The following is a 26,273-nucleotide window of genomic DNA, read 5'->3' as shown; positions in this document are numbered from 1 at the left end:
GGGGGCCTGCAACACGAAGGCCACTTTCTTGCGCATATTCACGGCAGCACTGGCGACCGAGACCAACACCTTCTCCCCGATCTGCGTCGATCGTCGCGCATTCGAAGCCTCGCTTTACGCCCCGCCCGGCCAGCATCCCGAGACGCCGACGCTCTGCACCGCGCCGATCACCGTCGGCCGGCGCGTCACGAGGGAAAAGGGCTGGGAGCTGATCGAGGGAACCGCCACCTGGGCCGATCCGGCAGGCCTCGTCAACCGGACGACCTATGAGGACCTGCGCGACGAAATCCTCGACCAACTCAAGGCGGCCATGCCCGTTGATGCCGTCGTCATGGGCCTGCACGGCGCCATGGTCGCGGCCGGCTACGAGGACACGGAAGGCGATCTGCTCCAGCGCATGCGCGAGATCGTCGGGCCTGATGTCCTGATCTGCGCCGAGCTCGATCCGCACAGCCATCTCACCGCAAAACGCGTCGCGGCGCTTAATTTCGCCGTCTATTTCAAGGAATTTCCGCACACGGATTTCGTGGACCGCGCCGAGGATCTCTGGCGCATCGCCGTCGACACGCTCGAAGGCCGGGCCAAGCCCGTCATGTCGGTGTTCGACTGCCGCATGATCGACGTCTTCCCGACCTCGCGCGACCCGATGCGCTCCTTCGTCGACAAGATCATACGGATCGAAAAGGACGACCCCGAGATCCTGTCGATCTCGGTGATCCACGGCTTCATGGTGGGCGACGTTCCCGAGATGGGAACGAAGCTGCTCGTCGTCACCGACAACAAGCCGGAGAAGGGTGCGGCTCTAGCGCGCGACCTCGGCCTCGAGCTCTTTTCCAAGCGCGGCACCTTCATGGTCCCGCAGATCGACGAGAGGCAAGCCGTCTCGCGCGCGATTGCCGCCACCGCCTGGCCCGTGGTCATCGCCGATGTCTGGGACAATCCGGGCGGCGGCACGGCCGGCGATGCGACCGTCATCCTCGCCGAGCTGATGGCCCGCGGCGTTAGCAGTGCGGCGATCGGCACCATCTGGGATCCGATGGCGGTGCAGATCTGTTTTGCGGCAGGCGAGGGGGCGGAAATCCCGCTGCGCTTCGGCGCTAAGTCGGCGCCCGGCACCGGCAATCCGATCGACGGCATGGTGAAAGTCGTCAGGCTGGTCAGGAATGCCGAGATGCAGTTCGGCGAGAGCCTGGCCCCCTTCGGCGACGCCGCCCATATCGTGCTCGATGGCATCGACATCATCCTCAATTCGACGCGCGCCCAGAGCTTCGATCCGAGCCTGTTTTCGGTGATGGGCATCGATCCGACGAAGCAGAAGATCCTGGTCATCAAATCCACCAATCATTTCTTCGCCTCCTTTTCGAAGATCGCCGCGGAAATCCTTTACTGCTCCGCCGGAACGCCCTATCCCAATAATCCGGCGACGACGCCGTATCGGCGGGCGCCGAAGACGATTTGGCCGATCGTGGCCGATCCACATGGGTTAAAACGCGGAGCCGCCTGAATGCCTGATCGCAGCTTTGCCGTCGTCGCCAGGGCAGGAGACCGGATCGCCGATCTCTCGACGCCGCGCCCCGTGATCGACGAAGACCGACTGGCCGCCAATATCGCCCGCGTTCAATCCTATATGGATGAGCACGGGCTGAACTTCCGCCCGCATATCAAGACCCACAAGATCCCGGCGCTCGCTGTCGCCCAGGTCGCCGCCGGCGCCAAGGGCATCAATTGCCAGAAGGTCACGGAAGCCGAGGTTTTCGCCGCAGCCGGCTTCAACGACATCCTCATCACCTTCAACATCCTCGGACAGCAGAAGCTCGAGCGCCTCGCCAGGCTGAACGCGCGCATTTCGGCCCTCAAGGTCGTCGCCGACAGCGAAGTGACGGTCGACGGGCTCGCAGCGCATTTTTCCGGCCACAAGCCGCTGACCGTGCTGGTGGAATGCGACACCGGCGGCGGCCGCTGCGGCGTGCAGACACCTGATGAGGCGGCCTCGCTCGCCAGGCGCATCGCCGCCGCCGACGGCCTCACCTTCGGCGGCATCGTCACCTATCCGAAGCCGCAATCGGCCGCCGCCGTCGAAGCCTTCGCCGCCGAGACGCTGGACCGCCTGCAATCCGACGGCATTGCCTGCCCGATCGTCAGCAATGGCGGAACGCCGAGCCTGTTCGAGGCGCATCTCGTCCCCTCCGCCACCGAACACCGCGCCGGCACCTATATCTACAACGACCGCCAGATGGTGCGCATGGGCCATTGCACCGAGGATGATTGCGCCATGCACGTGCTCGCCACCGTCGTCTCCCGCCCGACCGCCGACCGCGCCGTCATCGATGCAGGCTCGAAGGCGCTGACCTCGGATCTCCAGGGCTTCAGCGATTACGGCCTGATCGTCGGTTATCCCCAGGCTCGGATCACCAGCCTCTCGGAAGAACACGGGGTGATCGATCTCTCAAATTGCACCGGCCCGCGGCCGCAGATCGGCGAAAAACTCTTCATCATCCCGAACCACACCTGCGTGGTGTCCAACCTGTTCGACACGATGGTGTTCCACCGTGGCGGCATCGTCACCCGCGTCGAGGACGTCGCCGCCCGCGGCCTCGTCTGGTAGGGGGCGGTTCCGGTTGAGGGCGAATGGCCTGCCGGCCAGTTGTGCGGCGCTGAGACCAGCCATTTGGACGTCGCTTGCAAGCCGTGCGACCGGCGTGGAGGCCCTCTCTTTATCGCGCGGCAATAAGCCTTGGCGCGCGACGAACGCTCCACGCCTCCCTCGCGCAGCCGGGGCAGCGGTTTACAGCATCTGGCCACCCGAAATATCGAAGCAAGTGCCGTTCGCCCAACCCATGTCGTCGGAGAGGATCGCGGCGACCGCGCTGCCGATATCGTCCGGCAGGCCGACGCGGCCGAGCGCGATGCCCTGCGCGACGAAGGCGTTAACGGCCTCGTTATCGCGTACCGCGCCGCCGCCAAAATCAGTCGCGATCGCGCCGGGGGCGATGGCATTCACCCGGATCCTGCGCTCACCCAGTTCGAGAGCCATGAAACGCGTCAATACCTCGGTCGCCGCCTTCATTGCCGCGTAGACGCTATAGCCGGGCAGAGTGAAACGGACGAAACCGGAAGAGACATTGAGGATACGGCCGCAGTCCTCGATCAGCGGCAATAGCTTTTGGGTGAGAAAGATCGGACCGCGCAGATGTGTCGCCACCAGGGCGTCGAACTGTTCTTCCGTCGTTTCCGCGAAATTGGCGAAGACGCGGATGCCGGCATTATTGACGAGATAGTCGAACTGCTGACAGCCAAAGGTGTCGTCCAGCGTCGTGGCCACTGCTTCGACAAAGAGCGGAAAGCCCGACGTGTCAGTCACCTCGAGCGGGATCATGGCGGCCTTGCCGCCCTTCGCTTCGATTTCGTGCTTCAGCGTATCGGCTTCGGTCGCGCCGGTGCGGTAGGTGCCGATGATGCCGACGCCACGGTCGGCGAGGTGAAGCGCCATGGCGCGACCGAGACCACGGCTGGCGCCGGTGATGAGAGCGATTCTGTCAGTCATGTTCTGCCTTTCAGAGAGAATATTGGCGAGCGGCAAATCGCGTGCGATGAGCGCCGCCTGCCTCTGCAAGGTAGCGACAAGCCTTCACCTAAACGCGCCTGATCGGATCAACATCTTGCCCAATTGTCTCAACTGGCTTGCCCGGCGCCAGAGGTGCTGACATAGTCCCGGAATGACCGAAGTCTTCGAACAGCATCTTGAAATCGCCTTACGCCACGCCAAGCCTGATACGCTGCTCACGCCGATCCCGCGCGTCGAGCTGCTGGTCGGAGATCGCCCGACCGGTGAGACGCCTTGCCTTTATCGGTCGATGGTCTGCTTCATCCTTCAGGGCTCCAAACGCGTCGCCTTCAACGACAGCGTTCTGAGCTACGACAGCTCGCAATATTTGATCAGTGCCCTCGATCTGCCGCTGATGGGCCAAGTTTTGGACGCCGGCCAGCATCGCCCTTATGTCGCCGTCTCATTGACACTCGATCCCGCCTTGCTGGCAGAACTGGCGGCTGCCATGCCGCCCAAGCGGGAAACCGATGGCGAGCAGATCGGGCTGTCGATCAACCCGATGACGGTCCAGCTTCGTGACGCGCTTCTCCGATTGCTTTCGCTGCTGGACAAGCCCGCCGAGATCCCAGTTCTCGCGCCCATGGTTGAGCGGGAATTGCTTTATCGTCTCCTGCAGGGCCCGCAGGGGCGCCTTCTCCGCCAGATCGCGCAGCCGGAGGGGCCGCTGGCCCGCATCCGCCGCGCCATCGCATGGATCAGGGACAATCACGACCAACAATTGCGGATCGATGCCCTGTGCGAGGCGAGCGGCATGAGCCGAGCGAGCCTGCACCGGCACTTTTCGGCGATCACGGGCTTCAGCCCGCTGCAATACCAGAAGCAACTTCGTCTGCAGGAGGCACGCCGGCTGCTGCTGGGAGGCGAGTATAGCGCATCGGGCGTCGCCTTCGCGGTCGGCTATGAGAGCGCATCCCAGTTCAGCCGCGAATACCTCCGGCAATTCGGCGCGCCGCCCGCCCGCGACATCCGCCAGATGCGGAAACATATCGACGCCGCATCGGCCAACTGATCGCCCCCTAAATGCCGCCGCCGTCGAAGCCTTCACAGCCTAAAGTTGGGGTGGCGGACGGCGTTTCCTGGATAATGCCAACTCGGCACTCTCAGCATGATCGCTTGCGGCTGCCAAATCCTTGTATTTCCAAGGCTCAAACTGTCCGTTCTCGTCCTTCTTCCGGATCGGTAGATCGAGCCACGCTGTTTCCTAGTAGGACCAATCTTTGGTCCAGTAGTCGTTCGCGCCCCATTACTCTTTCCGCAGCCGCGGCGGCGTAAATTGCTCGACCGGTAGGTTCCCATATGCTCGGCTGGACTACGTCTAGGTATGGGCCGTGGTGCGCGCTTCAAGCCGCCGTCGGGTTGATCACGTTCATATCGATTTCCGTCAGCTCCACACGCCGCTCGAAGGCGATGCCGGCCTCGTCGAAGAGATGGCAGTCGGCAGCATTGATGCCGGTTGACACAGGCGCGTCGGGGCGGATGCCGACGCTGCCGGGCAGCATGGCGCAGAAATTCTCGGCCTCGCCGTTGAGCGAGGCATAGGCGACCGTATTGGCGCCGAGGCGCTCGATGACGGTCGGGGTGACGGTGAAGACGATATCGCCGCCGTTCAGCTGGATATGCTCCGTCCGGATGCCGAGCGTTAGCGTCTTGCCGGTCATCCGTCGCGCGCGGAGGCGGTTACTGGTTACTACCTCGCGACCGCCGGAGCGGACGTCAGTTCTGCAAGGCCCAGTCCGCGATCTGCCAGCGCATCTGCCCACGGTCGGCAACGACACGGCCGAGCCCTGGGAAAGGCATGTGCGTGGCGGCGATGAGGGCGCCCTCCAAAGCGGCGCGAGGGAAAAACCGGTCGCGCATCGCTTTGGCCGCGGCAGGATCCTGCTCGAACAGGAAGAACACATCGGTCGCCCCGGGATGCACGACGGGAAAGATCATATCCGAAACCATGATGAGGCTCTGTCCGCCATCTTCGACCCGCACGCCGATATGGCCGGGTGTATGGCCGGTCAGATCGACGATCGAGACGCCCGGCACGATTTCCCGCTCTCCGTCGATCGCTTGAATTCTCGGGTAAAGGCGCACGACCTCCTCGGCCATCTTGAAGCTGGTCTGCAGATAATCGGGCGCACCATTGCGCTTGGCCGGATCGGTCCAATGGGCGACGTCGCGGCGATCTATGTAGAGTTCCGCCTTGGGATAGTTGTTCTTGCCTCCGAGAATCAGACCGCCCATGTGGTCCTGATGCATATGGGTCACGATCACCGCGTCGATCTGGTCGGGCCGCACGCCGAGCGTTGCGAGCGCCTGCGGCAATTGGCCGGTTTGCCCGATCGAGCCTGCCGCACCGGCGTCGATCAGGATGCGCCGTTCGCCATCCTCGACGAGATACTGGTTGAAGAGGAACCGCACGCCGCTCGGGCGGGCTGTGAACTGCGCGACTGCCGCCTGTTCAACCTCCGCAGCGGTGCGCCCGGGAAAATACTCATAGGGCATATCCGCATACCCATCCGTCAGCGCTGTCACCGTGAAACGGCCGATGCGGATCTGCGCGAGCGGCGTAACACTGACCGGCGCTTCTGCGGTATCCTGTGTCGCGGCAAGCGCAGACGCGCCTTCAATCATTCCTCCGCCGAGGAAGCTTCCCCCGAGGAGGCCGAGAGGGAGAGCGCTTGCAAAGGCACGACGCGAAAATTTGGGCATGATGTCCTTCCTGATCATTTGGCAAATACGGGGAACCGGGCAGCGCCCTTGAACGAAGGTGAAGCTATGACATCCACAAACAGTGGGGTATCCTGCCATTCTGGGAACTTTCCTCTCATATTGCGGAAGGATTTGGATGGACCGTTTTGACGCGATGTCGGTACTGCTGGCGGTGGTCGACGCCGGCAGCCTTTCTGCCGGGGCGCGGCGACTGCATGCACCTCTTGCCACGGTTAGCCGCAAGGTCGCGGATCTTGAAAAGCACCTCGGCGTGCCCTTGGTGCTGCGCACTCGCCGGGGCCTCTCGCTGACCGAGGAGGGGCGCGCCTTCGTCGCCGCCTCACGGCGTATCCTTGAGGAGCTGGACGCGGCGGAGCGGCAGGCGAGCGGCGAACATGGGGCGCTGCGTGGCGGGCTTCATGTGACCGCACCCGTTGCTTTCGGCGAGCGTCATCTGCTGCCAATCGCGCTGGAATTCTTGAAGGAGCAGCCCAATATCAATCTGCGCCTGACGCTGGTTGATCGGCAGATCAATCTGGCGGACGAGCAGGTTGACGTGGCTCTTAGAATTGGCCACCTGACGGACAGTGCACTGATCGCAACGCGCGTCGGCAGTGCCCGACGGGTGATCTGCGCTAGCCCCGACTACCTCGCCCGCCGAGGCGTCCCGCGTCGGCCGGAAGATCTTGTACGGCATGACGGCATCAGCTTCCAGGGCTTTGCGACCGCGCCGGAATGGCGCTATCGCCGGGACGGTCCAGCCTTCACCATCGAGCCGCGCCCCAAACTCGCTGTCAACACGACGGAGGCGGCCGTCCAGGCTGCACTCGCAGGAATCGGCATCATCCGCGTGCTGTCTTACCAGATTTCCGAGCAGCTGCGCTCCGGTGCTCTGCAGGAACTGCTGACGGAGTTCGCGCCGGAACCGCTGCCGGTGAACGTTATGCATGGACCGGCCGATCCCCTGTCGCAGAAGGTGCGGTGCTTCCTCGACTGGATCGTGCCCCGCCTCCGCGCGCAGATGGCGTACTAAAGCACCCATCGCCTCGGCTCGATTAATGACAGACAGGCGCCCCGGTCCGAATGATTCGGGGCGCGGCTGGCCTTACCAAGCTCGTAACATCTCGCTCTCCTGGAAAGAGCTGAACGAGCGGCGCACTGCAGCCATACTCCCGAAGCCCGAACCGCTGAAACAGAGCCAGTCGCCTCAAGCCGCCGTCGGGTTGATCACATTCATATCGATTTCGGTCAGCTCCACCCGCCGCTCGAAGGCAATGCCGGCCTCGTCGAAGAGATGGCAATCGGCGGCATTGATGCCGGTTGCTACAGGTGCATCGGGGCGGATGCCGACGCTGCCGGGGAGCATGGCGCAGAAATTTTCGGCCTCGCCATTGAGCGAGGCATAGGCGACCGTATTGGCGCCGAGGCGCTCGATGACCGTGGGCGTCACGGTAAAGACGATATCGCCGCCGTTGAGCTGGATATGCTCGGGGCGGATGCCGAGCGTCAGGGTCTTGCCGGCCATGCCGTCGCGCGGCGTCACCGGCAGAACGGCGGTCTGGCCGAGATAATCCACTTCGACGCCGGCGGCGCTGACGCCCGTGCAGGTCACGGGCAGAAAATTCATTTTCGGGTTGCCGATGAAGCCGGCGACGAACTGGTTGGCAGGCTTGTGATACAGCTCCAGCGGCGCGCCGGTCTGCGAGATATTGCCGGCGTCGAGCACGACGATGCGGTCGGCCATCGTCATGGCTTCGACCTGGTCATGCGTCACATAGATCATCGTCGCCTTCAGCTGCCGGTGCAGCTTGGCAAGTTCGATGCGCATGTCGGCGCGCAGCGCCGCGTCGAGGTTGGAGAGCGGCTCGTCGAACAGGAAGATCTTCGGTTCGCGCACGATGGCGCGGCCGATCGCGACGCGCTGGCGCTGGCCGCCGGAGAGCATGCCGGGTTTTTGCTGCAGCCGCTGGTCGAGGTGCAGGATGCGCGCGGCGTTTTCCACCTTGGCCTTGAGCTTTTGCTCTTCCATCTTCTCGACGCGCAGCGGGAAGGCGATGTTCTCGAATACCGTCATGTGCGGATAGAGCGCGTAGGACTGGAACACCATGGCGATGCCGCGCTTGACCGGCGGCAGGTCGTTGACCCTGACGCCATTGATGATGATGTCGCCCGCCGTCGTCGCGTCGAGGCCCGCGATCATCCGCAAGAGCGTGGACTTGCCGCAGCCCGACGGCCCGACGAAGACGACGAATTCGCCGTTCCGCACCTCGAGCTGCACGCCCTTCAGAACTTCGTAGTCGCCGTAGAATTTCTGAACATTGTTGAGAAGGAGCTGTCCCAAAAATCTGTCTCCGCCGGCGGCCTTCGTCGCACATTCGATAGAGGGGAGGGTCGCGGCATATGCCGCGACCCCAGGAAGAGAGTTTACTTGAAGGCTTCGATTTCGCCGGCAGCCTTCTTCAGCGCGGCTTCCGGTTCGGCCTTGCCCGTCACCACGGACTGGATCATCTCGATCATCGAGTTCTGGAAGCCCTTATAGTCGGTGAAGAGCGGCTCGGGACCACCATAGCTGATGCCCTCGATGAGCGGCTTCCAGTAAGGATCCTTGGCGACGAATTCGTCGACCTTTGCCGAGGGGCGCAGCGGGGTGAGGCCGGCGCCGCCCTGCAATTCGTATTCCGACTGAACATCCGGCGAGGTGATGAACTTGGCGAATTCGGTCGCCTTGTCCTCGACGCCCGAACCCTTGAAGATCGCCAGGCTGTCGGTGATCAGAAGCGTGCCCGGGCCCTTGGCGTTGGGACCGAGCGGCAGCGTGGTGATGCCCCAGTTGATCTTTGTCTCCTTCAGGCGGGAGGCCGCACCCGATCCGGCCTGGATCATAGCGACCTTGCCGTCGAGGAAGATGGCGCGGACTTCGTTCTGCTCATAGGCCGTCGGGCCTTCTTCGGAGTAGGGGACGATATCCTTATAGGCCTTCAGCGCGGCGAGGATCTCGGGGCTGTCGAGCGTGACCTTGCCGTCGGCGTCGATCACCTTACCGTTGTTGGTGTAAACCCAATGCATGAACTGGTGCATGGTGTTGTCGAAGGTCTTGGCGGAGAGACCGAAGCCCGGAATGCCGGTCTTTTCCTTGATGGTCTTTGCCATCTCGATTTCTTCGGCCCAGGTCTTCGGCGGCTTCTCGGGATCGAGGCCCGCCTGCTTGAACAGGTCCTTGTTCCAGTAGAGCGCCTTGGTGGAGAAGGCGATCGGAACGCCCCACTGGTTGCCCTCGAAGGTCACGGTGTCGACGATATTGGGATAATAGGACTTCTTCTCATCATCGGTCATCGGCACGGGGACGATGAGGTCGTTCTGGGCGAACTCCTTCAGGGTGCGCGAGCCGACATAGGCCATGGCAACCGGCGTGCCGGCGGCGGCCAACGTCGTCGCCTTGTCTTGGCACTGCGCCCAGCCGACGACCTCAGGCGTGACCTTCCAGCCGGCGTTCTTTTCTTCCCAGTGCTTGATGTATTTGGTGTGGACCGGGTCGATCGTGTCGCCGCAATAGATCCAGCTGATTTCCTTGTCGGCGGCTTGAGCAGTGACCGCGGTCAGTGCCGTCGAGCCGAGCAGGGCGAGCGCCATAAGGCCTGTCTTGATTGTTATGCTCACGTCGTGACTCCCATTCTTGGTTAGCTGTTCACTCGTTTTTGCTTTTATTGTTTCACCGCACCGGCGGTTAGGCCGCCGACAAGGTAACGCTGAAGGAAGAAGATGACGACCATCGCCGGCGCGATACCGACGAAGGAAGCCGCCATCAGTTCGTTCCAGATGACCTCCTGCTTGCCGAAGTAAGCAAAGAGCCCCACCGGCAAGGGCATGTATTCGGTCTTCGAGTTGAAGGTCAGCGCGAAGATGAATTGCTGGGCGTAAGCGCCGATGAAGGTGGTGATGGCGACGACGATGATTCCCGGCATCGCGATGGGCAGGATGACGCGACGAAGCGTGTAGAAGTGGCTGGCGCCATCCATATAGGCGGCTTCGTTGAGTTCCTGGGGAATGCGGATCATATAGGTGCGCAGCAGCCAGATCGCCGACGGGATGAGGAAGGCGACTCCCGGCACGATCATGGCGAGATAGGTGTTGAGCACGCCCATGCTGCGCATCAGCCGGAAGAGCGGGATCAAGAGCACCGCGCCGGAGAACATGTTCACCGTCAGGAAGGCGCCGAGCAGGATGCCCATGCCCCTGAATTCGAACTTGGCGAAGGCATAGGCGGCCGGAATGACGAGGCAGAGCACGATCAGCGTGACGATGATCGAGATGAAGAAGGAGTTGAAGATATAGCGCCCGAAACCCGGCACGCTGATCCACATCGTCCGGTAGGCTTCGAACGAGCCGTTCTCCGGCCAGAAGCGGTAGGGCGAGGAGAAAAGTTGGGCGAGCGGCTTCAGCGACACCAGGAAGCCCTCGACGAAGGGCGCCAGCACGAAGAACAGGAACAGCGCGATGCCGCAATAGATCAGGATGATCTCCCACCAGCGGTAACGGTCGATCATGGCAGCATTGCTCATGCGCGCTTCTCCGGGTTGAGGCGGCGGGTGACGCGGAAATAGGCGAAGCAGAAGAGCGACAGGAAGATGCAGATCAAGACGGCGCGCGCCGCCCCTTCCCCGTATTTCTTCGAGCCGATCGCGGTCTGGTAGGTATCGATGATCATCGTCGTCGTCTCGCCGCTCGGGCCGCCCTGCGTCAGGATCCAGATAATGTCGAAGGAGTTGAAGGTGGCGATCAAAGACAGCATCGACATGGTGATGATCGCTGGCACCATCAGCGGCAGGGTGATGCGGCGGAAGCGGTACCAGCGGCCGGCGCCGTCGGTCCAGGCGGCCTCGTAGAGATCCTTCGGGATCGACTGGATTGCGGCCAGAAAGTAGATCGTCACCAGCGGCACGCCGATCCAGACGTCGGTGATGATCGTTCCCCAGAAGGCGGTGCTGCCATAGGCGAGGAAGGCGACCGGCCCGTCGACGAGACCGAAGCGCTGCAGCAGGCCCGAAATCATCCCGAACTGGCCATTATACATCCAGCCCCACATGAAGATGCCGATCGCCATCGGCACGATCCATGGCGGCATGGTCAAAAGCCGAAACAGCGAGCGGCCGGGCACGGCGGCATTCAGCATGCAGGCGCCGAAGGTGCCGATCACCATTTTCAGGGCGACCGAGAAGAAGGTCCAGACGAAGGTGCGGAAGATGACCTCGGCAAAGGTGGCGTTGAAGATCTTCTCGTAGTTGACCCAGCCGACCCAATTGGTGGTCTTCTTCAACGACGCATCGGTGAAGGAGAGAATGAAGGTGTCGACCAGCGGATAGGCGACGATGGCGAGAACATAGAGAACGGCCGGAAGGAGAAGGATCCAGGCAAAGATGAAGGCGCTTCTTTGGACACTCATCTTGCCGCCGTCCTCAAGCCGCTCTTGCGTGAAGGGCTTCGTCGAAGCGGTCCCAAATGGGACGCAGGTCGACGACGGTTTTCTTCATCCTCGCTTCGTCCATCGCCAGCGCCAGGATGCCGGCTTCGAGCGCGTTCAGCGTGGACACCGGCAGCTCGAGCCCGGTGCGCACGCTTTCCAAGAGGTCGCTCGCCATCTGTTCATCGGCGCCGTAATGCTGCGAGAGTTCGGTGGCGGCATATTTGTTTTCGACGATCTTGTTGCCGGTCAGCTGCTCGTGCACGTCGAGATAGCCGCGCACGAAATCGCCTTCGGCCATGCCGCGCGAGCCCATGATGGCGAAGCGGCGGAACTGGTCGGGCACGTTCAGATTGGTGTGGAAGTTCATGCCGACGCCATTTTCATATTCGACGATCGCCACCTGGTAGTCGATGATATCGGCGTCGCTGTCGAAAACCTTGTCGGAGCCCATCCAGCCGCTCGGCTTGCGGTGGAAAAGCTCCAGGTCATTGATGCCCTCGCGGGCCGGGTCGTTGGCCGGAATGAAGCTCTTGCGGCCGCCGAAACTGGCCACCCGCTCCGGCCTTGCGCCGACGACGCCATTATAAAGGTCGAGGTCGTGGCAGCATTTCTCCAGCATGAAGCTGCCGGAATAGCGCTCGTAGCGGCGCCAGTCGCGCATGAAGAAGGCGCCGTGATAGGGCTCGATATGTTCGGAAGCCTCGATCGAGACGATCTGGCCGAGCTTGCCCTCGGCCTGGATGGCGCGCAGATCCTTGTAAAGCGGGGAATAGCGCAGCACGAGGCCGACCATCAGCCGCTCATGCCCGAACTTCGCCATCAGATGGGCAAGCTCAATGCTTTCGGCGATCGTCGTGACGATCGGCTTTTCGCAGAAGACCTTGAGGCCGGCTTGCAGCCCGAGCCTGATGTGATCGAGATGCATGTGATTGGGGGAGCCGATCATCAGCAGATCGAGCTTCTCGGAGGCGATGAGCTCTTCCGGCGAAGCATAGGCCTTGCCGGCGGAAATGCCCTTTTCCTTCAAACCGGGAAGGCCGGCGGGATCGGGATCCACATAGCCGACGATCTCGAAGCTGCTATCGATCGCTTTGAAGACATAGCCGAGATAGCCGAGCCGGAATCCGAGCCCGATGATTCCCACTTTCATGCCGATCAAGTTCCCAATTTAAGTAATTTATTTTCTTTAAGTTGGGACAAAAATCGGAAGGCGTCAATAGAAAACGGGCCGCAAGACGCGAGCATGAAATTAATTTTCATAAGTCGGTAGGCGGCTGCCGTTCAGGCGCTTCAATCGGCTCGGATGCGGAGGCGCCGGATACAGCAGACGTATTTTTGAAGCCCCGAAGCTCGAGGCCAGGCTTCATTGCAACTGACGGCAATCGCGCCGGCAAGCTCACGCGAATCTCGCGAAATGTTGAAAAGAGCCACGCGCTTACCTGTGTAGGATGCTGCGAGAAGCCGAGGCCAGGAGGAGCCATCATGACCCGCATGACAGCCAAGGATTTCCCACAGGAACTGCTCGAACTCTACGATTATTACGCGCATGGGAGGATCACCAAGCGCGAGTTTCTCGACCGCGCCGGCAAATTCGCCGTCGGCGGCGTGACCGCAGCCGCCATTCTGGCGTCGCTGAGCCCGAATTATGCGCTGGCGACCCAGGTCGAGGCCACCGATCCGGATATCTCCGCCGAATACATCACCTATCCCTCGCCGAAGGGAAACGGCGATGTCCGCGGCTATCTCGTCCGCCCCAAAAACGCCACCGGCAAGGTCGCCGCCGTCGTGGTCGTGCATGAGAACAGAGGCCTCAACCCCTATATCGAGGATGTCGCGCGGCGGGTGGCGAAAGCCGGCTTCATCGCGCTTGCGCCCGACGGCCTCACCTCGGTCGGCGGCTACCCCGGCAATGACGAAAAGGGGCGCGAGCTTCAGCAGAAGGTCGACCCGGAAAAGCTGATGAACGACTTCTTCGCGGCGGTCGAGTTTCTGATGAAGAGCGACCTCACCACCGGCAAGGTCGGCATCGTCGGCTTCTGCTACGGCGGCGGGGTCGCCAACGCCGCGGCGGTCGCCTATCCCGAGCTTGCCGCCGCCGTGCCGTTCTACGGCCGGCAGCCGCGCGCCGAGGACGTGCCGAAGATCAAGGCGCCGCTGCTGATCCACTATGCCGGGCTGGACAAGGGCATCAACGAAGGCTGGCCGGCCTACGAAGCGGCGCTGAAATCGGCCGGCAAAACCTATGAGGCCCATATCTATCCCGACGTCAATCACGGCTTCCACAATGATACCACGCCGCGCTACGACGAAGCGGCCGCCAAGCTCGCCTGGCAGCGGACGGTCGATTGGTTTACCAAATACCTTGTTTGAATATGCAGCGCCCTGACGCGGCGGGGAACGATCCCCGCCGACTGGCATACGTCGTGTCCGGCTATTGCGAACGGTCGACCTTGCCCCGTCCCCGGCTGACCATCATTCCGCCGACGATGAGGAGAATTCCGCCGGCGTTCGCCCAGAAGGAGGCCGGCACGGCACTGATATAATCAAACGCCACTCCCGTGACCATCTGCCCGCCGATGATCAGGAGAGCCGAATTGACCGCGCCGATCCGCGCAATCGCCCAGCTGCCGGCCGCCACGAAGACAACGCCGAGCGGACCGCCGAGATATGCATACCAGGGCGCCTCGGCGGCACCCGCAGGAAGCAGGCCGCCGACGAAGAGGCCGAGGCAGGTCAGTGCGGCAAAGCCGACGGCGTGATTCCAGAAGGATGCGATCAGCGGTGTCGTCGAGATGCTCAACCGCCCATTCAGCTGACGACTGAGGCCGACGAGCACGCCGCCGAGGCAAGCGAGGAGAACGAAGAACGTCACGCCGCACCTCGCCCGAACAATATGATCAGTGCCGCTCCCGTAACGACCAGGCCGAGCGCCGCGATATCACGTCTATCGGGATGGCGCTTTTGCAGGCCGAACAGCCCCCAGCTGTCGGCCGCGAGGCTGAAGACGACCTGGCCTGCCAGCCCCAAAGCCAGGGTTCCGGAGAGCCCGAGCGGGGAGTTGACCGTCGTCGAGGTCAGCATGACCGTTGCCGCGCCGGAGAGCCCGCCGAGGTAGGCCCATAGAGGCGCGCGCAGGCTTTGTTCCGGCGTCGGCCTGCGCCGCCGGGGAACCAGCAAGAGAAGAATGACGGCGGCGATGATGCCGGTGCCGTGCGCGGTCCAGGACGAAAACAGCGGATTCCCATAGCGTGCCAGCTCGCCGTTCAGGTGCACCATGAAAGTCAGGAGGCCACCCGTGGCAAAAGCGCCGGCAAAGTAGATCGGATGCGGATTTCGTGCGGCGTCGATGGTCATTGGAGCTCCCGTCAGCGAATCGTTGCGGCGGATGTTTTCAGATTGCCACTAAGGCCATTCATCGGCATCGTCAGCAAGACGATTACCGCCGTCTGCCTGTTGCCCCCCGGCGCAGATGTTCGATTGATGGCAGCAGGCGTTCTCACGCATCTTTCGGCGGAGAGTTGGGGTCGTCACAGCCTGGCAGGCATGGAGGACGCGATGCTGCTCAAGGGCGAACGAACATTCGTGGTGCGGGATGCGGGAGGCTTCGTCGCGCACGTCAACATGCCGGGATGGCTGAAGCCGAAACCGCGCGATCACGGCTACGGCCCTCTCGCCATGGTCGTCGAATCCCTCCTGGTCCCCGGCCGCCTGATCGCGATGCACGAGCACAGGGACGACGAGATCGTCTCCTGGGTGCCGGAAGGCGTGATGCGCCACGACGACAAGGCCACCGGCCGGCTGGTCGTCGACCGCAACCATCTGATGGTGATGAATGCCGGAACAGGCTTCTGGCATTCCGAGGAGACGCTGGCCTCCGATCCGCCGCTGCGCATGCTGCAGATCCTCATCCGTCCGCGAGCGGCCGGTCTCGATCCGAACATTCAATACGGCCCGATCCCCGCGGCCACAGCGAACGTCTGGCGACATCTGGTCGGCCCGCAAGGGGAGGGCGCGCCGTTTTATGTCCGCAGCGCCGTCGACATCTTCGATATCCGGCTGGACGCGGGCGCACGAGCGGAATTCCCGCACAGGCAAGGCAGGGATCTCTATTTCTACGTCTTCAGCGGCGCCGTCGTCGCCGACGGGCAGAGCTTTGCCGAAGGCGAGCAGGGACTGCATTTATCTGATGCCAGGCTCGAAGCGGAGGCGAAGAACTCAAGCCTCCTGGTCGCCTTTCTGCTCGACCCGAACGCGACGTTCGCCAGGCAGGGAACGGTCGGCGACCACAGGAAGATCCCGCCGGCCATCATCATTCGCGCCTTTCTGAAATGGAGGAAATTTCGCCAGATGGTGCGGCGCGCGTCATAGCGGCGACCTTTGTTCGATGATTACCGCAAGTCGCTTCCGCTTTCGGCAATTGTGCGGTAGCCTGTGCGTTCGTTCATCGCGCGAAGGTTTCGCTGCGACCCCAGAGACGCCGAGGACGGGCGAGTTGCGACCGTCCAGAGTTCGGAACAGTTTTCGTCAGCCGTGATAAGGCTGAAAATGCGATTGTGAACGGAACAAGCATGCCTGCAATTGGGTTTCGAACCTTAGTGTTCAAAAGGAGGAGCATTATGCCGACGGTTGCTGCGACACCCATCACTCCGCCCGACCAGCACGTTGTCACCGCCCGCGAAGCCATCGAGCCGCTTTATGAAAAGCTCGAGCTTCAAACGGAATCGCTCGTTCTCTCCGCAGCGCTGGAAGCAGGATGGTCTCCTGATGAGGCAACGGAAGCGCTGGCGGCGCTCAGACTGCAGGACGCACTCTCCATCCTCGACGAACGAACCGGTCAGTAAGTTCGAGACAAAATCGACGAGATCGGGTGGTCGATATCTTAGGATCGCGGCCGCTGCTTGGTCGATCTCATCTTTGCGGACGATCAATCCCGCTCGTGTACGATCCGACCGTCGCTATCCATCTCCGGCGCGGCGATTGATGTAATGGATATCGCGCGCCGCGCCTGACAGTGCTGCCGTCTCATTGAGACAGCTGCGATCACGATCATCTTTCTAAAGCGCGTCGCGTCAAATATGATTCATGCGACGCGCTTTAGCCCTTTATTTTGATGCATGTCGTTATCCCGGCTCTGCACACTTCCGGGCGGGATGCATTAATTCGGTCGAAGCTTTTTGGTCGCGATCAGCATGACGAGATCTTCGGAGGCATCTGCGAGCGCCAATGCCAATTCCGCAGCCGACCATCCATGTTTTTGCAAACTGACGAGCATCTCAACCATTGCGACTTCGACCTCTCGTCTGCAGCTCGAAAGCGGCTTCAATTCGATATGTTCCTCATCACATGCGGTAGTCATCTTAGCCTCCATTCTGCCACATGGGCAGCGTCGCAAAAATTCGCCAGTGGGTGGATATGGTAAGGGTTGCGTGCAAGCCTCGGGCTCATTACGCATCGACACAGACAGCCTCGGCCGCGCGCAACCCTTCGCGCGCCATCAATTGCCGATGTCCGGCCTCAGGAGCGTCTCGCATGAATGTGAGCAGGGGAAACCCGCACGATCGGCGATAGGAATTTTTCCTGGTGCCTGATGGTTGTGCGGATAAGAACTGCTGTCGTAAGGGTACGCTCGCGCAAAGCGCGCACGAATATTGCCCAGATAGCTCACGACCTATCCTCCTGTTCTCGCATTTTTTGTTTTGAATAAGTGTCGTTTCACGTTGAGGGTGCTTTGAAACTGCATTGCACCGGCAAGTGAGCTTTTTGGAATTTCCGAACGTTTTCGGAATTAACCATTGCTTAATTAGATACAGCAACAGGACGCAATTGTCGTTATCGCCGCATCCTGAAAATTATCGGTGCGTCCATTTCTGCTCGCATAGGAATATGATAATTAGCTTATGCACGTAGAGCTTCAGTCGATTCGGTTCCATCGGACGGGTTGCGCGGACGTTTCAGCCGCGAAAACGATTGCTTGCTTCAGTTTCAACAGCCCCGGATCGGCTATGCGCTGGAGGAATTGGATGGTTACGGAGTCTGGAGATGACCCCGCTGCTGGACGGGAGTGGCCGGCCCATTTGGAGCGGCGGCGCTGGCCGCGCGAACCGTCCCCGCAGAAAGAACATCGGGCGGACGTTCCGCCGGCACTGGTGCCGTTGCGATTTTCGACGCAAGACCTGCCGCCGAAAGAACAGTTCCAGTCCTGGCGATCCCACATGGCGCCGCTTGTGGATGTTCATCTGCCGGACGGAAAATCAGAGGACGACGGTTTTCTTGCGGAACAGACCGGCTGGCATCTCGGCGATATCCTCATCGTCCAGCAGCGCGTGCAGGCATGCAGCTATATTCGCGATCAGGCCATGCTGCGATCGAGCCCAATCGATCACTGGAATGTCGGCGTACTGCGCAGCGGCCGGGCCTGGACCGAGGCCAATCGCCATGTAACGGAGACCGGCCCGGGTGAGATATTTTTCAGGTCGCTTGGTTATCCGTACCGCGGGCGGATGACCGATTCGGTCGCTGTGCTCGTTTTCCTGCCCTATGAATTGTTGACCCATGATGCGAGCCTGCTGCAGAACGCCAACAACACCGTCCTCTCCGGCAGCCTGGCTGAATTGCTCGTCAGCTATATCAACGGCCTGGAAGCGAACCTCAGCAATTTGACGGTGGAGGAGGCGCCGCGGATCATACGGACGATCGGCGATATGGTCGTTGCATGCGCTGCATCGTCCACAAGTTTGGATCGCGCTCAGGATCAGGCCAATATGGGGCTGATGGAGCGGGCGCATCGCTATATTCACCTCAATCTTCATTCAGATAGCTTGACGCCTGAGGTCATGTGCCGTGCGCTGGGCATCTCGCGGACGCGGCTCTACCAATTGTTCGAAACGAGCGGGGGCGTCTTCAATTACATTCGCAAACGTCGATTGCTGCAGGCATATGCGGATCTTACCAACCCGACCGACAACAGGCCGATCTCGGAGATTGCCGAGGCCGCCGGCTTCGACGTTGCAGCCAATTTCACACGCGCCTTCAGCCATGAATTCGGGCTCAGCCCGCGTGAAGTCCGAAAGACCAACGCCACCGAGCGCCCGGCCATTCCCGCAACACGTTCCATGCGACATTTTGGGACAACGATCGGCGATTGGCTGACGCTCGCACGTTGACGCGGTGTATGGCGAAGCTTTCCTCGACTCAGTCCGAGACGCCGGACGAGCTTGGCCCGTTGCCTATGCAGTAGCCTCTCGTCGTTCTATTCCATTTTATGACTGGTTTCCGGCAGGTTCAGCGCATAACGCGTATACCGACGGTCGCCCGTACGCCTGAACGCGCCCTTCTCCACCAAATCATGGAGATCGCGCGTGGTCGTCGCTCGCGAGGTTCGCGTGATCGAAATATAATTTTCAGCGCTCAACCCGCCCTTGAAGCCTCCAGGGCCTTCGCGGAACATCCGCGCGATGGCCTTCTCCTGGCGCTCGTTGAATTGGCCGCGGAACTGACCGTAAAAACGCGCCTTGCTGATGTAAAAGGCCACACGGTTCAGAGTCGTCTGCTGCGCTTCAAGAATGGTTTCGGCGAAATAAACCATCCACTCCGTAATATCGAGCGTGCGTTGATGCCGCTCGAGCTGATCGTAATAGGTTCTGCGGCCATGTTCGATCGTGTAGGCAAGCGCAATCAGGCTGGGCTGCCCGATGTTCTGTGCGAGCGACTTTTCCGCAAGTGCGCGGCCAATTCGGCCATTCCCATCCTCAAATGGATGAATGCTTTCGAAATACAAATGACCTATGCCTGCTCGAGTGAGAGCGGGCAGGGGGACTTCCCCCTTGGGTGACGATCGATTGAACCAGCCTACATAAGCCGCCATTTCCGCCGGCACCTGCTTTGATGGCGGAGCTTCGTAATGAATCGTTGGACGATCGAGGCGACCGGATACGATCTGCATTGCATCCTCATGCGTCCTATACCCGCCGACCGTTCCAATATGGCGGTTTCCCGTCATCAACATGCCATGCCAACGAAACAGCGTTTCATGATCGAGCGGGGTTGACCAGGAGTCATAGACGTCGACCATCATCTCGGCGATTCCACGTTCTTGCGGCCTTATCGGCCGGTTGTCGGTGTCGAGGCCGAACTGCCGGCGCAATGAGGATTGCACGATCAAGCGATCGAGCATTTCGCCCTCGATCTCGGAGGTCTTCACCGCCTCGTCGCTTAGAAGCTCGATGCGCAACAATTTGCGGTCGTCATCACCGACATGCCGGATAGCGCCGATCACTTCCCCTGACGCCAGAAGAAATCGGTTTTCGAATTGCTCGAGCAGAGCAGCGTCATATTGGAATTGGGGCCAATCTCCGTGTGTCCAGTTCCATTTCATGAGCAATAGACATCCTTTCTATAACTCATATAGGCTGCTTCTGTGAGCGATACCAGCATATTCTATGGCTCATGGGTGCCGAGATTCTGTCTGTCATCGTGAGTTCCATAAGACAGATTACGCCACATTTACACGTCCCAGTTGTCCAAACTTCTCCTTAAGTTGCAGAGCCTGCCCTTCTCCGCATTCGATGACGCGGGCGCCGAGTCCGTTGTTTCCTATCGCACCTCGAATTCCGGATCGGGCGGAACCTGCATGGCGAGAGCGAGATGATTTGTCTGCGCGGCGAGCCCGATGATCGTCAGGAGTTCGCCATGCTGGGCATCGGTCATCCCCCGCGCTCGGGCGGCTGCGGTGTGGGATTGAATGCAGTACTGGCAGGCATTGGCAGTCGACACCGCTATGTAGATCATCTCGCGCGTCAGCGGATCGATGGCGCCTTCGACCGTCATGACCGACTTGAGCGTCTGCCACACCCGCTTGAGATTTGCGGGGTCGTTTGCAAGAGCACGCCAGAAATTGTTGATGAAGTCGGTCTTGCGTGTCGCCCTGATGTCATCGAACACGGCTTGCACGGCCAGAATGGCTGCGGCCTCTTGATCCGACAGAAGTTTCACTGTTGCCATCGAAAGTTCCTTCCGGGCGCCGATCTACGGCCTCAAGCATGATGTTGCTCGGCGATCCCACGCCGCTGGCGGAAGATACGGAGAAACGGCAGCGGCCGCCAGCCTCCCGCTGACGAGGAAATCGAAGCGGCTGTTTCACGAAAACAGGCAAATTTAGAAATTATTGTCTACAGATTTTGTAGATTATGCCGTTCCATAGCCCTGTCGACTTCAGCGTTGAATTTCGAACGCCCAATGGATGCATCCTTGGGTGCATGTGACCTGCCGACTTCTTCCAAATCAACAGGAGATTTCCATGAGCAATCCGGTTCTCGTCAATCAGATCATTCCCAAGTCCGATGTCGTCCCGCTGACCGGCCGTGTCGGAGCCGAAATCAAGGGTATCCGCCTCGGCGGAGAGCTTTCGGATGCAACGGTGGCAGCCATCAACCAGCTTCTCCTGAAGCACAAGGTCATCTTCTTCCGCGATCAGGGACATCTTGACGATCCCGAACAGGAAGCCTTCGCGCGCCGCCTCGGCGATCTCGTGCCGCATCCAACCCAGGGACCGGTCGCCGGCACGGCTTCCATCCTCAATCTCGATTCCAGCCGCGGCGGCGGCAGGGCGGACCAGTGGCACACCGACGTCACCTTCGTCGACGCCTATCCCAAATTCTCCGTCCTTCGCGGCGTCATCATCCCGGCGGCCGGCGGCGACACGATCTGGTCCAACACCCATGCCGCCTATGAAAGCCTGCCGGCGCCGCTGAAACTGCTGGCGGACAATTTATGGGCCATTCACAGCAATGCCTACGACTATGCTGCCGTGCGCCCTCGCGCCAGTGCCGAAGAGAAGAAGCATTTCGAGGAGGTTTTCACCTCGACCATCTACGAGACCGAGCATCCGGTCGTGCGTGTCCATCCGGAAACCGGCGAAAGATCGCTGCTGCTCGGCAACTTCGTTCAGCGCCTAGTCGGCCTGTCGAAGAGCGACTCCGTAAAACTCTACGAGGTGTTCCAGTCCTACGTCACCGCCCCGGAAAATACCGTGCGCTGGCGCTGGAGCGCCGGCGATGTCGCGATCTGGGACAACCGCGCCACCCAGCACTATGCCGTCAACGATTATGGCGACCAGCACCGGGTCGTTCGCCGGGCCACGGTTGATGGCGATGTTCCCGTCAGCATCGACGGCCGCCGCAGCATAACCCACGTCAAGGCCGCCAAGCCGCAAGCAAAGGCGGCCTGATCAGCTCCAGATGAATGTCGCCCGGAAACAAAATGGGCCGCAGGCCTTACGAGAAGGAAAGCTTCTCGCTCGGCCGGGTCAGCGTTTCCGGGCGCAGCACCGCATCGAGATGCTCCTTCTGCATCAGGCCGCGTTCGAGAAGGATTTCGTAGACCCCTCGTCCCGAATGATGCGCTTCCAGCGCAACCTCGGTGGCGTTGCGATAGCCGATATAAGGGTTGAGCGCCGTCACGATGCCGATCGATTGCTCGACCATCTGCCGCAGCCTTTCGCGGTTGGCGGTAATGCCTCGAATGCAATTCGCCTCGAGCGTCAGGCAGGCATTGGTCAGATGGCTCAGGCTGCGATAGAGGCTGTAGAAGATCACCGGCTCGAAGGCGTTCAGCTGCAGCTGGCCGGCCTCGGCGGCCATGGTGATCGTCACGTCATTGCCGATCACTTCGAAGGCGACCTGGTTGACGACCTCCGGGATAACAGGATTGACCTTGCCGGGCATGATCGAGGAGCCGGCTTGGCGCGCCGGCAAATTGATCTCGTTGAAGCCGGCGCGCGGCCCCGAGGACAGAAGCCGCAGATCGTTGCAGGTCTTGGAAAGCTTGACCGCCACACGCTTGAGAACGCCCGAAAGCTGGACGAAGGAGCCGCAATCCTGCGTCGCCTCCACCAGGTCAGGTGACGTCACCAGATCGACGCCGACGATATCGGACAGGCGCTCGCGCACCAGCGCCGCATAGCGAGGATGGGCGGTGATGCCGGTGCCGATCGCCGTCGCGCCGAGATTGATCTCGCGGATCAACGAGACCGCTTCGGAAAGGCGCGCCTCATCCTCCGCCAGCATCAGCGCGTAGGTTCCGAATTCCTGGCCGAGCGTCATCGGCACGGCGTCCTGCAATTGGGTGCGGCCCATCTTGAGGACGTCGGCGAACTCGACCGCCTTGGCCTCGAAGGCCCGGCGCAGGATCACCATGGCGTCGACGAGACGATGAACGCCGATCCATGCTGCAAGCTTCAACGCCGTCGGATAGACGTCGTTGGTGGATTGCGAGAGATTGACGTGCTCGTTCGGATGCAGGTGCTGGTACTCGCCGCGGCGATGGCCCAGGATTTCCAGCGCCCTGTTGGCAATCACCTCATTGGCGTTCATGTTGGTCGAGGTTCCCGCCCCGCCCTGGATCAGATCGACGACAAACTGGTCGTGCAGCGCGCCGTCGCGGATTTCGATGCAGGCCGCAATGATGGCGGCGGCCCGCTCCTGATCCAGAAGGCCGAGGCTCAGATTGGCCTGAGCCGCCGCTTGCTTGATCGCCGCCAGGGATGCGATCAGATCGGCCGATTCCTTCAGGGTCTGACCGGTTATCGGAAAATTCTCGACCGCGCGCAGCGTATGCACGCCGTAATAGGCCGAGGCCGGCACGTCGCGATCGCCGATCAGGTCGTGTTCGACGCGGATAGCAGTCATATCGGATGTCGTCATGGCGGGAACTTTCGAGAGGGGCGCACGCATTGCGGCGACAGGCTGAAGACAAGAATGGCTGGTGACGCGGCAGAATAGCCGTGTCCGCAGGCGTCATCGGGTCAGGCGGCAGGATGAGGATCGTCCCCGTCCGGCTTCGATCCGCGCAGCTTGAATGGGAAAAATACGCCGCCTGTTGTGACACCCATCGTGTTCACGCGCTGGGGATGATGGAACGGCGCGAGCTGGCTGCGGATATCAGGCGAGCCGATGCCGAGCCGCTCGAGGAGCTCCGTCACGACGGCGTACAGGATTTCAAGGTTGCCGTCCTCGATCTTGACGGAGATGCCAAGCGCACCGTCCGTCCCTAATCGCCGGGTTGCATCCGAGGCCCGCACGCCGATCGCGTAGCTCGCGTCGGCCCCGAGCTTGCCGATGAGGGCGCCGTCGAATGCGCACATCAGCAGCGTGCAGTAGCGCCCCTCGCCCGCGACCATGTCAGGGTGGCCGGCCATTGCATGGAAGATGCGGGCCAGTGCCGGCCCCCGCGTCGACGGCCTATCGCCCGCATCGTCGCCATCCGCGGCCGCGGCAAGCTTGGCATAGATGCGGGCCAGGCGGTCCAGCGGAAAAGCGGGAGTTGGGAGATTGCATCCGTCGATCCCCCATTCGACCTCCCGGGCGTCCAGATCGCAGAGTTCGGCGACGGTGCGTTTGACCGTCTCCTGCATCGGATGATCCGGCAGGTGGTAACCTTCCATGCCTGCCCCGATCGCCCGGGCGCCGGCAAGCATGCCGACGTGTTTGCCCGAGCAATTGCTGCAGACCGCCGTTGGGATAAAATCCTGCCTGATCCAGGAGCGGTTGACCGTTTCCGACAGGGAAGGATGGCCGCCGCAGCGAAGGTCGGCCTCCTCGGCCTTGACCTTCGACAGCATGGTTCGCGTGCGCGCGATATGCCGCTCTTCGCTGCTGTGGGACGCGCACATCAGCGCAATATCCGCATCATCGAAGCCGTAACCCGCGAAACCCTCCGTCTCCAGGATGGCAAGCGCCTGAGCCGGCTTGGCGGCGGAGCGGGCAAGCGTCAGGCGCGCCGGATTTCCGAGCGTGTAGAGCAGCCTGCCCTTGGCATCGACGACAGCCGCGTGGACGCGGTGACTGTTCTCGACGATGCCGCCACGATCGGTGACGACGAAATCCTCACTCGGGGTCATGTCTCTCTCCATTCATGCCGCACTCCGGCGGCGACTGCACCGCCGGAGCAAGCTCGGATTGTCGATCGATGTCAGGCGAGATCGAAACCGCCGCGATCCTCGCCCTGTTCGGCGGCGAGCATGTGGATGCGCTCCCGCATCAAGAGCCAGCCGACCACCAGCGCCGGAATGATCAGAGCCAGTGAGGCGACCGTGTAGGTTCCGACAGGATAGTCGAGGGCCATCAGGATCACGACGACGGCGAGGAAGCCCAGCGTCAGCACGCCGGTATAGGGCGCGCCGAACATCCGGAATTCAGGCCGCGCCAGCTTACCCTGCCGCGACAACTGCCACAGCTTGAGCTGGCAGAGCACGATCACGCCCCATGCGGCGATGATGCCGAGGGCGGCGACATTCAGGCCGATCTCGAAGGCTTCTGCCGGAACGACGGCATTCAGCACGACGCCGAAGGCGGTCACGACAGCCGTCACCGCAATGCCGACATAGGGCACGCCGGATCGGTTCATCTTCGCCAGTGCCGCCGGCGCCGAACCTGATATCGCCATGGAATGCAGGATGCGGCCGGTCGAATAGAGGCCGGCATTGAGCGACGACAGGACGGCGGTCAGCACCACGAGGTTCATGACGACATCGGCGCCCTGGATGCCGATCTTGCCGAAGAAGGTCACGAACGGGCTCTCGCCGCCCTTATAGGCGGTATAAGGCAGCAGCAGCGACAGCAGCAGGACCGAGCCGACATAGAAGACCACCAGGCGCAGCACGACCGTGCGGATCGCCCGCGGCATCACCTTGCGGGCATTTTCGGTTTCGCCGGCGGCGGTACCGATCAGCTCGATCGAGGCATAGGCGAAGACCACGCCCTGAATCACCACCAGCGCCGGCAGGACGCTGTTCGGGAACATGCCGCCGAAATCGGTGATCGTGTTCAGGCCCGGAACATGGCCGTCGATCGGCGTGCCGGTGACGACGAAGTAGACGGCGACGATCAGGAAGACGACGAGGGCGAGGACCTTGACGAGGCTGAACCAGAATTCCAGTTCACCGAAGACCTTCACCGACAGGAGGTTCATGGCGAGGACGAGGACCAGCGCCGCCAGCGCAAACACCCACTGATCGATCATCGCGATCCACGGGACATAGGCCTTGAAGAAATTCATGTAGAGGGCGACCGCGGTGACGTCGGCGACCGCCGTCATCGCCCAAGTCAGCCAATACATCCAGCCGACCGCGAAGGCGAGCTTTTCGCCGTAAAATTCGCGGGCATAGGAGACGAACGAGCCCGAGGTCGGGCGATGGACGATCAGCTCGCCGAGGGCTCTCAGAACTAGGAAAGCGAAAAAGCCGCACAGGGCGTAGACCAGCACAAGTGCCGGACCGGCAGCGGCAAGCCGGCCGCCGGCGCCGAGAAACAGCCCCGTGCCGATGGCGCCGCCGATGGCGATCATCTGGATCTGCCGCGGCTTCAGCGCCTTGTGGTAACCGAGGTCCTCCTCGGCAAAGACCTGGCCATCGGCCTCGCTTCTGTTGGATTGCATCACTGTCATTTCTCCTCCCTATCCATGGGTTCGGCAACCTCCCGGCCGCCCCTCCGCGCAGATGTCATAAAGATG

Annotated in this window: 24 protein-coding genes and 1 pseudogene; 9 read left to right on the top strand and 16 right to left on the bottom strand. The window is 61.5% G+C overall.

The annotated features are described in order from the left end of the window. The first annotated feature begins 28 nt into the window (after window positions 1–28). Together K6M89_RS22145 and K6M89_RS22140 are read left to right on the top strand one after the other, a co-directional pair. A complete protein-coding gene (locus tag K6M89_RS22145) occupies window positions 29–1,504 on the top strand; it encodes a M81 family metallopeptidase (protein ID WP_222140982.1) in 1,476 nt (491 codons plus the stop codon). Next, window positions 1,505–2,605: a D-TA family PLP-dependent enzyme gene (locus K6M89_RS22140; protein WP_222140981.1), complete on the top strand. Its 1,101-nt coding sequence runs from the start codon at window positions 1,505–1,507 to the stop codon at window positions 2,603–2,605. A gap of 180 nt (window positions 2,606–2,785) precedes the next feature. Here the strand turns inward: K6M89_RS22140 and K6M89_RS22135 are convergent, their stop codons facing one another. Next, window positions 2,786–3,544, bottom strand: a complete 759-nt coding sequence (locus tag K6M89_RS22135; RefSeq protein WP_222140980.1) for an SDR family NAD(P)-dependent oxidoreductase — start codon at window positions 3,542–3,544, stop codon at window positions 2,786–2,788. 172 nt (window positions 3,545–3,716) lie between these two features. On the opposite strand from K6M89_RS22135, the gene K6M89_RS22130 reads away from it, so the two are divergent. After that, window positions 3,717–4,616: an AraC family transcriptional regulator gene (locus tag K6M89_RS22130; protein WP_222140979.1), complete on the top strand. Its 900-nt coding sequence runs from the start codon at window positions 3,717–3,719 to the stop codon at window positions 4,614–4,616. 331 nt (window positions 4,617–4,947) lie between these two features. On the opposite strand, the pseudogene K6M89_RS22125 reads toward K6M89_RS22130, so the two are convergent. Continuing rightward, a pseudogene (locus K6M89_RS22125) lies at window positions 4,948–5,265 on the bottom strand (TOBE domain-containing protein); the annotation flags it as partial. 55 nt (window positions 5,266–5,320) lie between these two features. Then, window positions 5,321–6,307 (bottom strand): MBL fold metallo-hydrolase, encoded by a 987-nt coding sequence (locus tag K6M89_RS22120; RefSeq protein WP_222140978.1) that lies wholly within the window; start codon window positions 6,305–6,307, stop codon window positions 5,321–5,323. A 136-nt stretch (window positions 6,308–6,443) separates the two neighbouring features. Here K6M89_RS22120 and K6M89_RS22115 point away from each other — a divergent pair, with 136 nt between their 5' ends. Beyond that, a complete protein-coding gene (locus K6M89_RS22115) occupies window positions 6,444–7,340 on the top strand; it encodes a LysR family transcriptional regulator (RefSeq protein WP_222140977.1) in 897 nt (298 codons plus the stop codon). Between the two features lie 174 nt (window positions 7,341–7,514). Here the strand turns inward: K6M89_RS22115 and K6M89_RS22110 are convergent, their stop codons facing one another. The 5 genes from K6M89_RS22110 to K6M89_RS22090 all read right to left on the bottom strand — a co-directional run bounded on the left by K6M89_RS22110 (window position 7,515) and on the right by K6M89_RS22090 (window position 12,918). Then, window positions 7,515–8,648 (bottom strand): ABC transporter ATP-binding protein, encoded by a 1,134-nt coding sequence (locus K6M89_RS22110; RefSeq protein ID WP_222140976.1) that lies wholly within the window; start codon window positions 8,646–8,648, stop codon window positions 7,515–7,517. A gap of 83 nt (window positions 8,649–8,731) precedes the next feature. Then, a complete protein-coding gene (locus K6M89_RS22105; RefSeq protein ID WP_222141006.1) occupies window positions 8,732–9,937 on the bottom strand; it encodes an ABC transporter substrate-binding protein in 1,206 nt (401 codons plus the stop codon). Window positions 9,938–10,008: 71 nt separating this feature from the next. Beyond that, entirely contained in the window at window positions 10,009–10,866 is an 858-nt protein-coding gene (locus K6M89_RS22100; protein ID WP_097582279.1) for a carbohydrate ABC transporter permease, read from the bottom strand. Next, window positions 10,863–11,747, bottom strand: coding sequence for a carbohydrate ABC transporter permease (locus tag K6M89_RS22095; RefSeq protein WP_222140975.1), 885 nt, complete (start codon window positions 11,745–11,747; stop codon window positions 10,863–10,865). Before K6M89_RS22095 ends, K6M89_RS22100 begins: the two co-directional genes overlap by 4 nt. Before the next feature lie 13 nt (window positions 11,748–11,760). Next, window positions 11,761–12,918 carry a Gfo/Idh/MocA family protein gene (locus K6M89_RS22090; protein ID WP_222140974.1) on the bottom strand — a complete coding sequence of 386 codons (1,158 nt, stop codon included), beginning with the start codon at window positions 12,916–12,918 and terminating at the stop codon, window positions 11,761–11,763. A gap of 332 nt (window positions 12,919–13,250) precedes the next feature. On the opposite strand from K6M89_RS22090, the gene yghX reads away from it, so the two are divergent. After that, window positions 13,251–14,138 carry a YghX family hydrolase gene (yghX, locus tag K6M89_RS22085; protein WP_222140973.1) on the top strand — a complete coding sequence of 296 codons (888 nt, stop codon included), beginning with the start codon at window positions 13,251–13,253 and terminating at the stop codon, window positions 14,136–14,138. A gap of 61 nt (window positions 14,139–14,199) precedes the next feature. On the opposite strand, the gene K6M89_RS22080 is transcribed toward yghX, so the two are convergent. Together K6M89_RS22080 and K6M89_RS22075 are read right to left on the bottom strand one after the other, a co-directional pair. Beyond that, window positions 14,200–14,640 (bottom strand): DMT family transporter, encoded by a 441-nt coding sequence (locus K6M89_RS22080; RefSeq protein ID WP_097582272.1) that lies wholly within the window; start codon window positions 14,638–14,640, stop codon window positions 14,200–14,202. Continuing rightward, window positions 14,637–15,122 (bottom strand): DMT family transporter, encoded by a 486-nt coding sequence (locus tag K6M89_RS22075; protein WP_097582357.1) that lies wholly within the window; start codon window positions 15,120–15,122, stop codon window positions 14,637–14,639. The genes K6M89_RS22080 and K6M89_RS22075 overlap by 4 nt, the downstream gene beginning before the upstream one ends. A 201-nt stretch (window positions 15,123–15,323) precedes the next feature. Here K6M89_RS22075 and K6M89_RS22070 point away from each other — a divergent pair, with 201 nt between their 5' ends. Both K6M89_RS22070 and K6M89_RS22065 read left to right on the top strand, forming a co-directional pair. Beyond that, window positions 15,324–16,136: a pirin family protein gene (locus K6M89_RS22070; RefSeq protein ID WP_222141005.1), complete on the top strand. Its 813-nt coding sequence runs from the start codon at window positions 15,324–15,326 to the stop codon at window positions 16,134–16,136. Window positions 16,137–16,384: 248 nt separating this feature from the next. Then, entirely contained in the window at window positions 16,385–16,609 is a 225-nt protein-coding gene (locus K6M89_RS22065) for a hypothetical protein (RefSeq protein WP_064684578.1), read from the top strand. A gap of 314 nt (window positions 16,610–16,923) precedes the next feature. Here K6M89_RS22065 and K6M89_RS31655 read toward each other — a convergent pair whose 3' ends face one another. After that, window positions 16,924–17,124 carry a hypothetical protein gene (locus tag K6M89_RS31655; protein WP_097582271.1) on the bottom strand — a complete coding sequence of 67 codons (201 nt, stop codon included), beginning with the start codon at window positions 17,122–17,124 and terminating at the stop codon, window positions 16,924–16,926. Between the two features lie 664 nt (window positions 17,125–17,788). On the opposite strand from K6M89_RS31655, the gene K6M89_RS22055 reads away from it, so the two are divergent. After that, on the top strand, window positions 17,789–18,931 hold the full coding sequence (locus tag K6M89_RS22055; RefSeq protein WP_222141004.1) for a helix-turn-helix transcriptional regulator: 1,143 nt from the start codon (window positions 17,789–17,791) through the stop codon (window positions 18,929–18,931). Between the two features lie 86 nt (window positions 18,932–19,017). Here the strand turns inward: K6M89_RS22055 and K6M89_RS22050 are convergent, their stop codons facing one another. Both K6M89_RS22050 and K6M89_RS22045 read right to left on the bottom strand, forming a co-directional pair. After that, window positions 19,018–20,142: a Fic family protein gene (locus tag K6M89_RS22050; protein WP_222140972.1), complete on the bottom strand. Its 1,125-nt coding sequence runs from the start codon at window positions 20,140–20,142 to the stop codon at window positions 19,018–19,020. 218 nt (window positions 20,143–20,360) lie between these two features. Further along, window positions 20,361–20,768 (bottom strand): carboxymuconolactone decarboxylase family protein, encoded by a 408-nt coding sequence (locus K6M89_RS22045; RefSeq protein WP_222140971.1) that lies wholly within the window; start codon window positions 20,766–20,768, stop codon window positions 20,361–20,363. 295 nt (window positions 20,769–21,063) lie between these two features. Here K6M89_RS22045 and K6M89_RS22040 point away from each other — a divergent pair, with 295 nt between their 5' ends. After that, entirely contained in the window at window positions 21,064–21,993 is a 930-nt protein-coding gene (locus K6M89_RS22040) for a TauD/TfdA dioxygenase family protein (protein WP_222140970.1), read from the top strand. A 46-nt stretch (window positions 21,994–22,039) separates the two neighbouring features. Here K6M89_RS22040 and aspA read toward each other — a convergent pair whose 3' ends face one another. From aspA to K6M89_RS22025, 3 genes are all read right to left on the bottom strand, one after another. Then, complete coding sequence (aspA, locus tag K6M89_RS22035) at window positions 22,040–23,467, bottom strand: aspartate ammonia-lyase (protein ID WP_222140969.1); 1,428 nt, start codon at window positions 23,465–23,467, stop codon at window positions 22,040–22,042. Between the two features lie 101 nt (window positions 23,468–23,568). Further along, window positions 23,569–24,663: an asparaginase gene (locus tag K6M89_RS22030; RefSeq protein WP_222140968.1), complete on the bottom strand. Its 1,095-nt coding sequence runs from the start codon at window positions 24,661–24,663 to the stop codon at window positions 23,569–23,571. Between the two features lie 71 nt (window positions 24,664–24,734). After that, a complete protein-coding gene (locus K6M89_RS22025; protein WP_222140967.1) occupies window positions 24,735–26,207 on the bottom strand; it encodes an amino acid permease in 1,473 nt (490 codons plus the stop codon). Window positions 26,208–26,273 lie beyond the last annotated feature (66 nt).

Origin of the sequence: Rhizobium croatiense, assembly GCF_019793465.1 — a bacterium.
In the GTDB taxonomy this organism is placed as follows: Bacteria; Pseudomonadota; Alphaproteobacteria; order Rhizobiales; family Rhizobiaceae; genus Rhizobium; species Rhizobium croatiense.
Note: the sequence above shows the minus strand (reverse complement) of the source record. Positions and strands in the feature narration are given on the sequence as shown.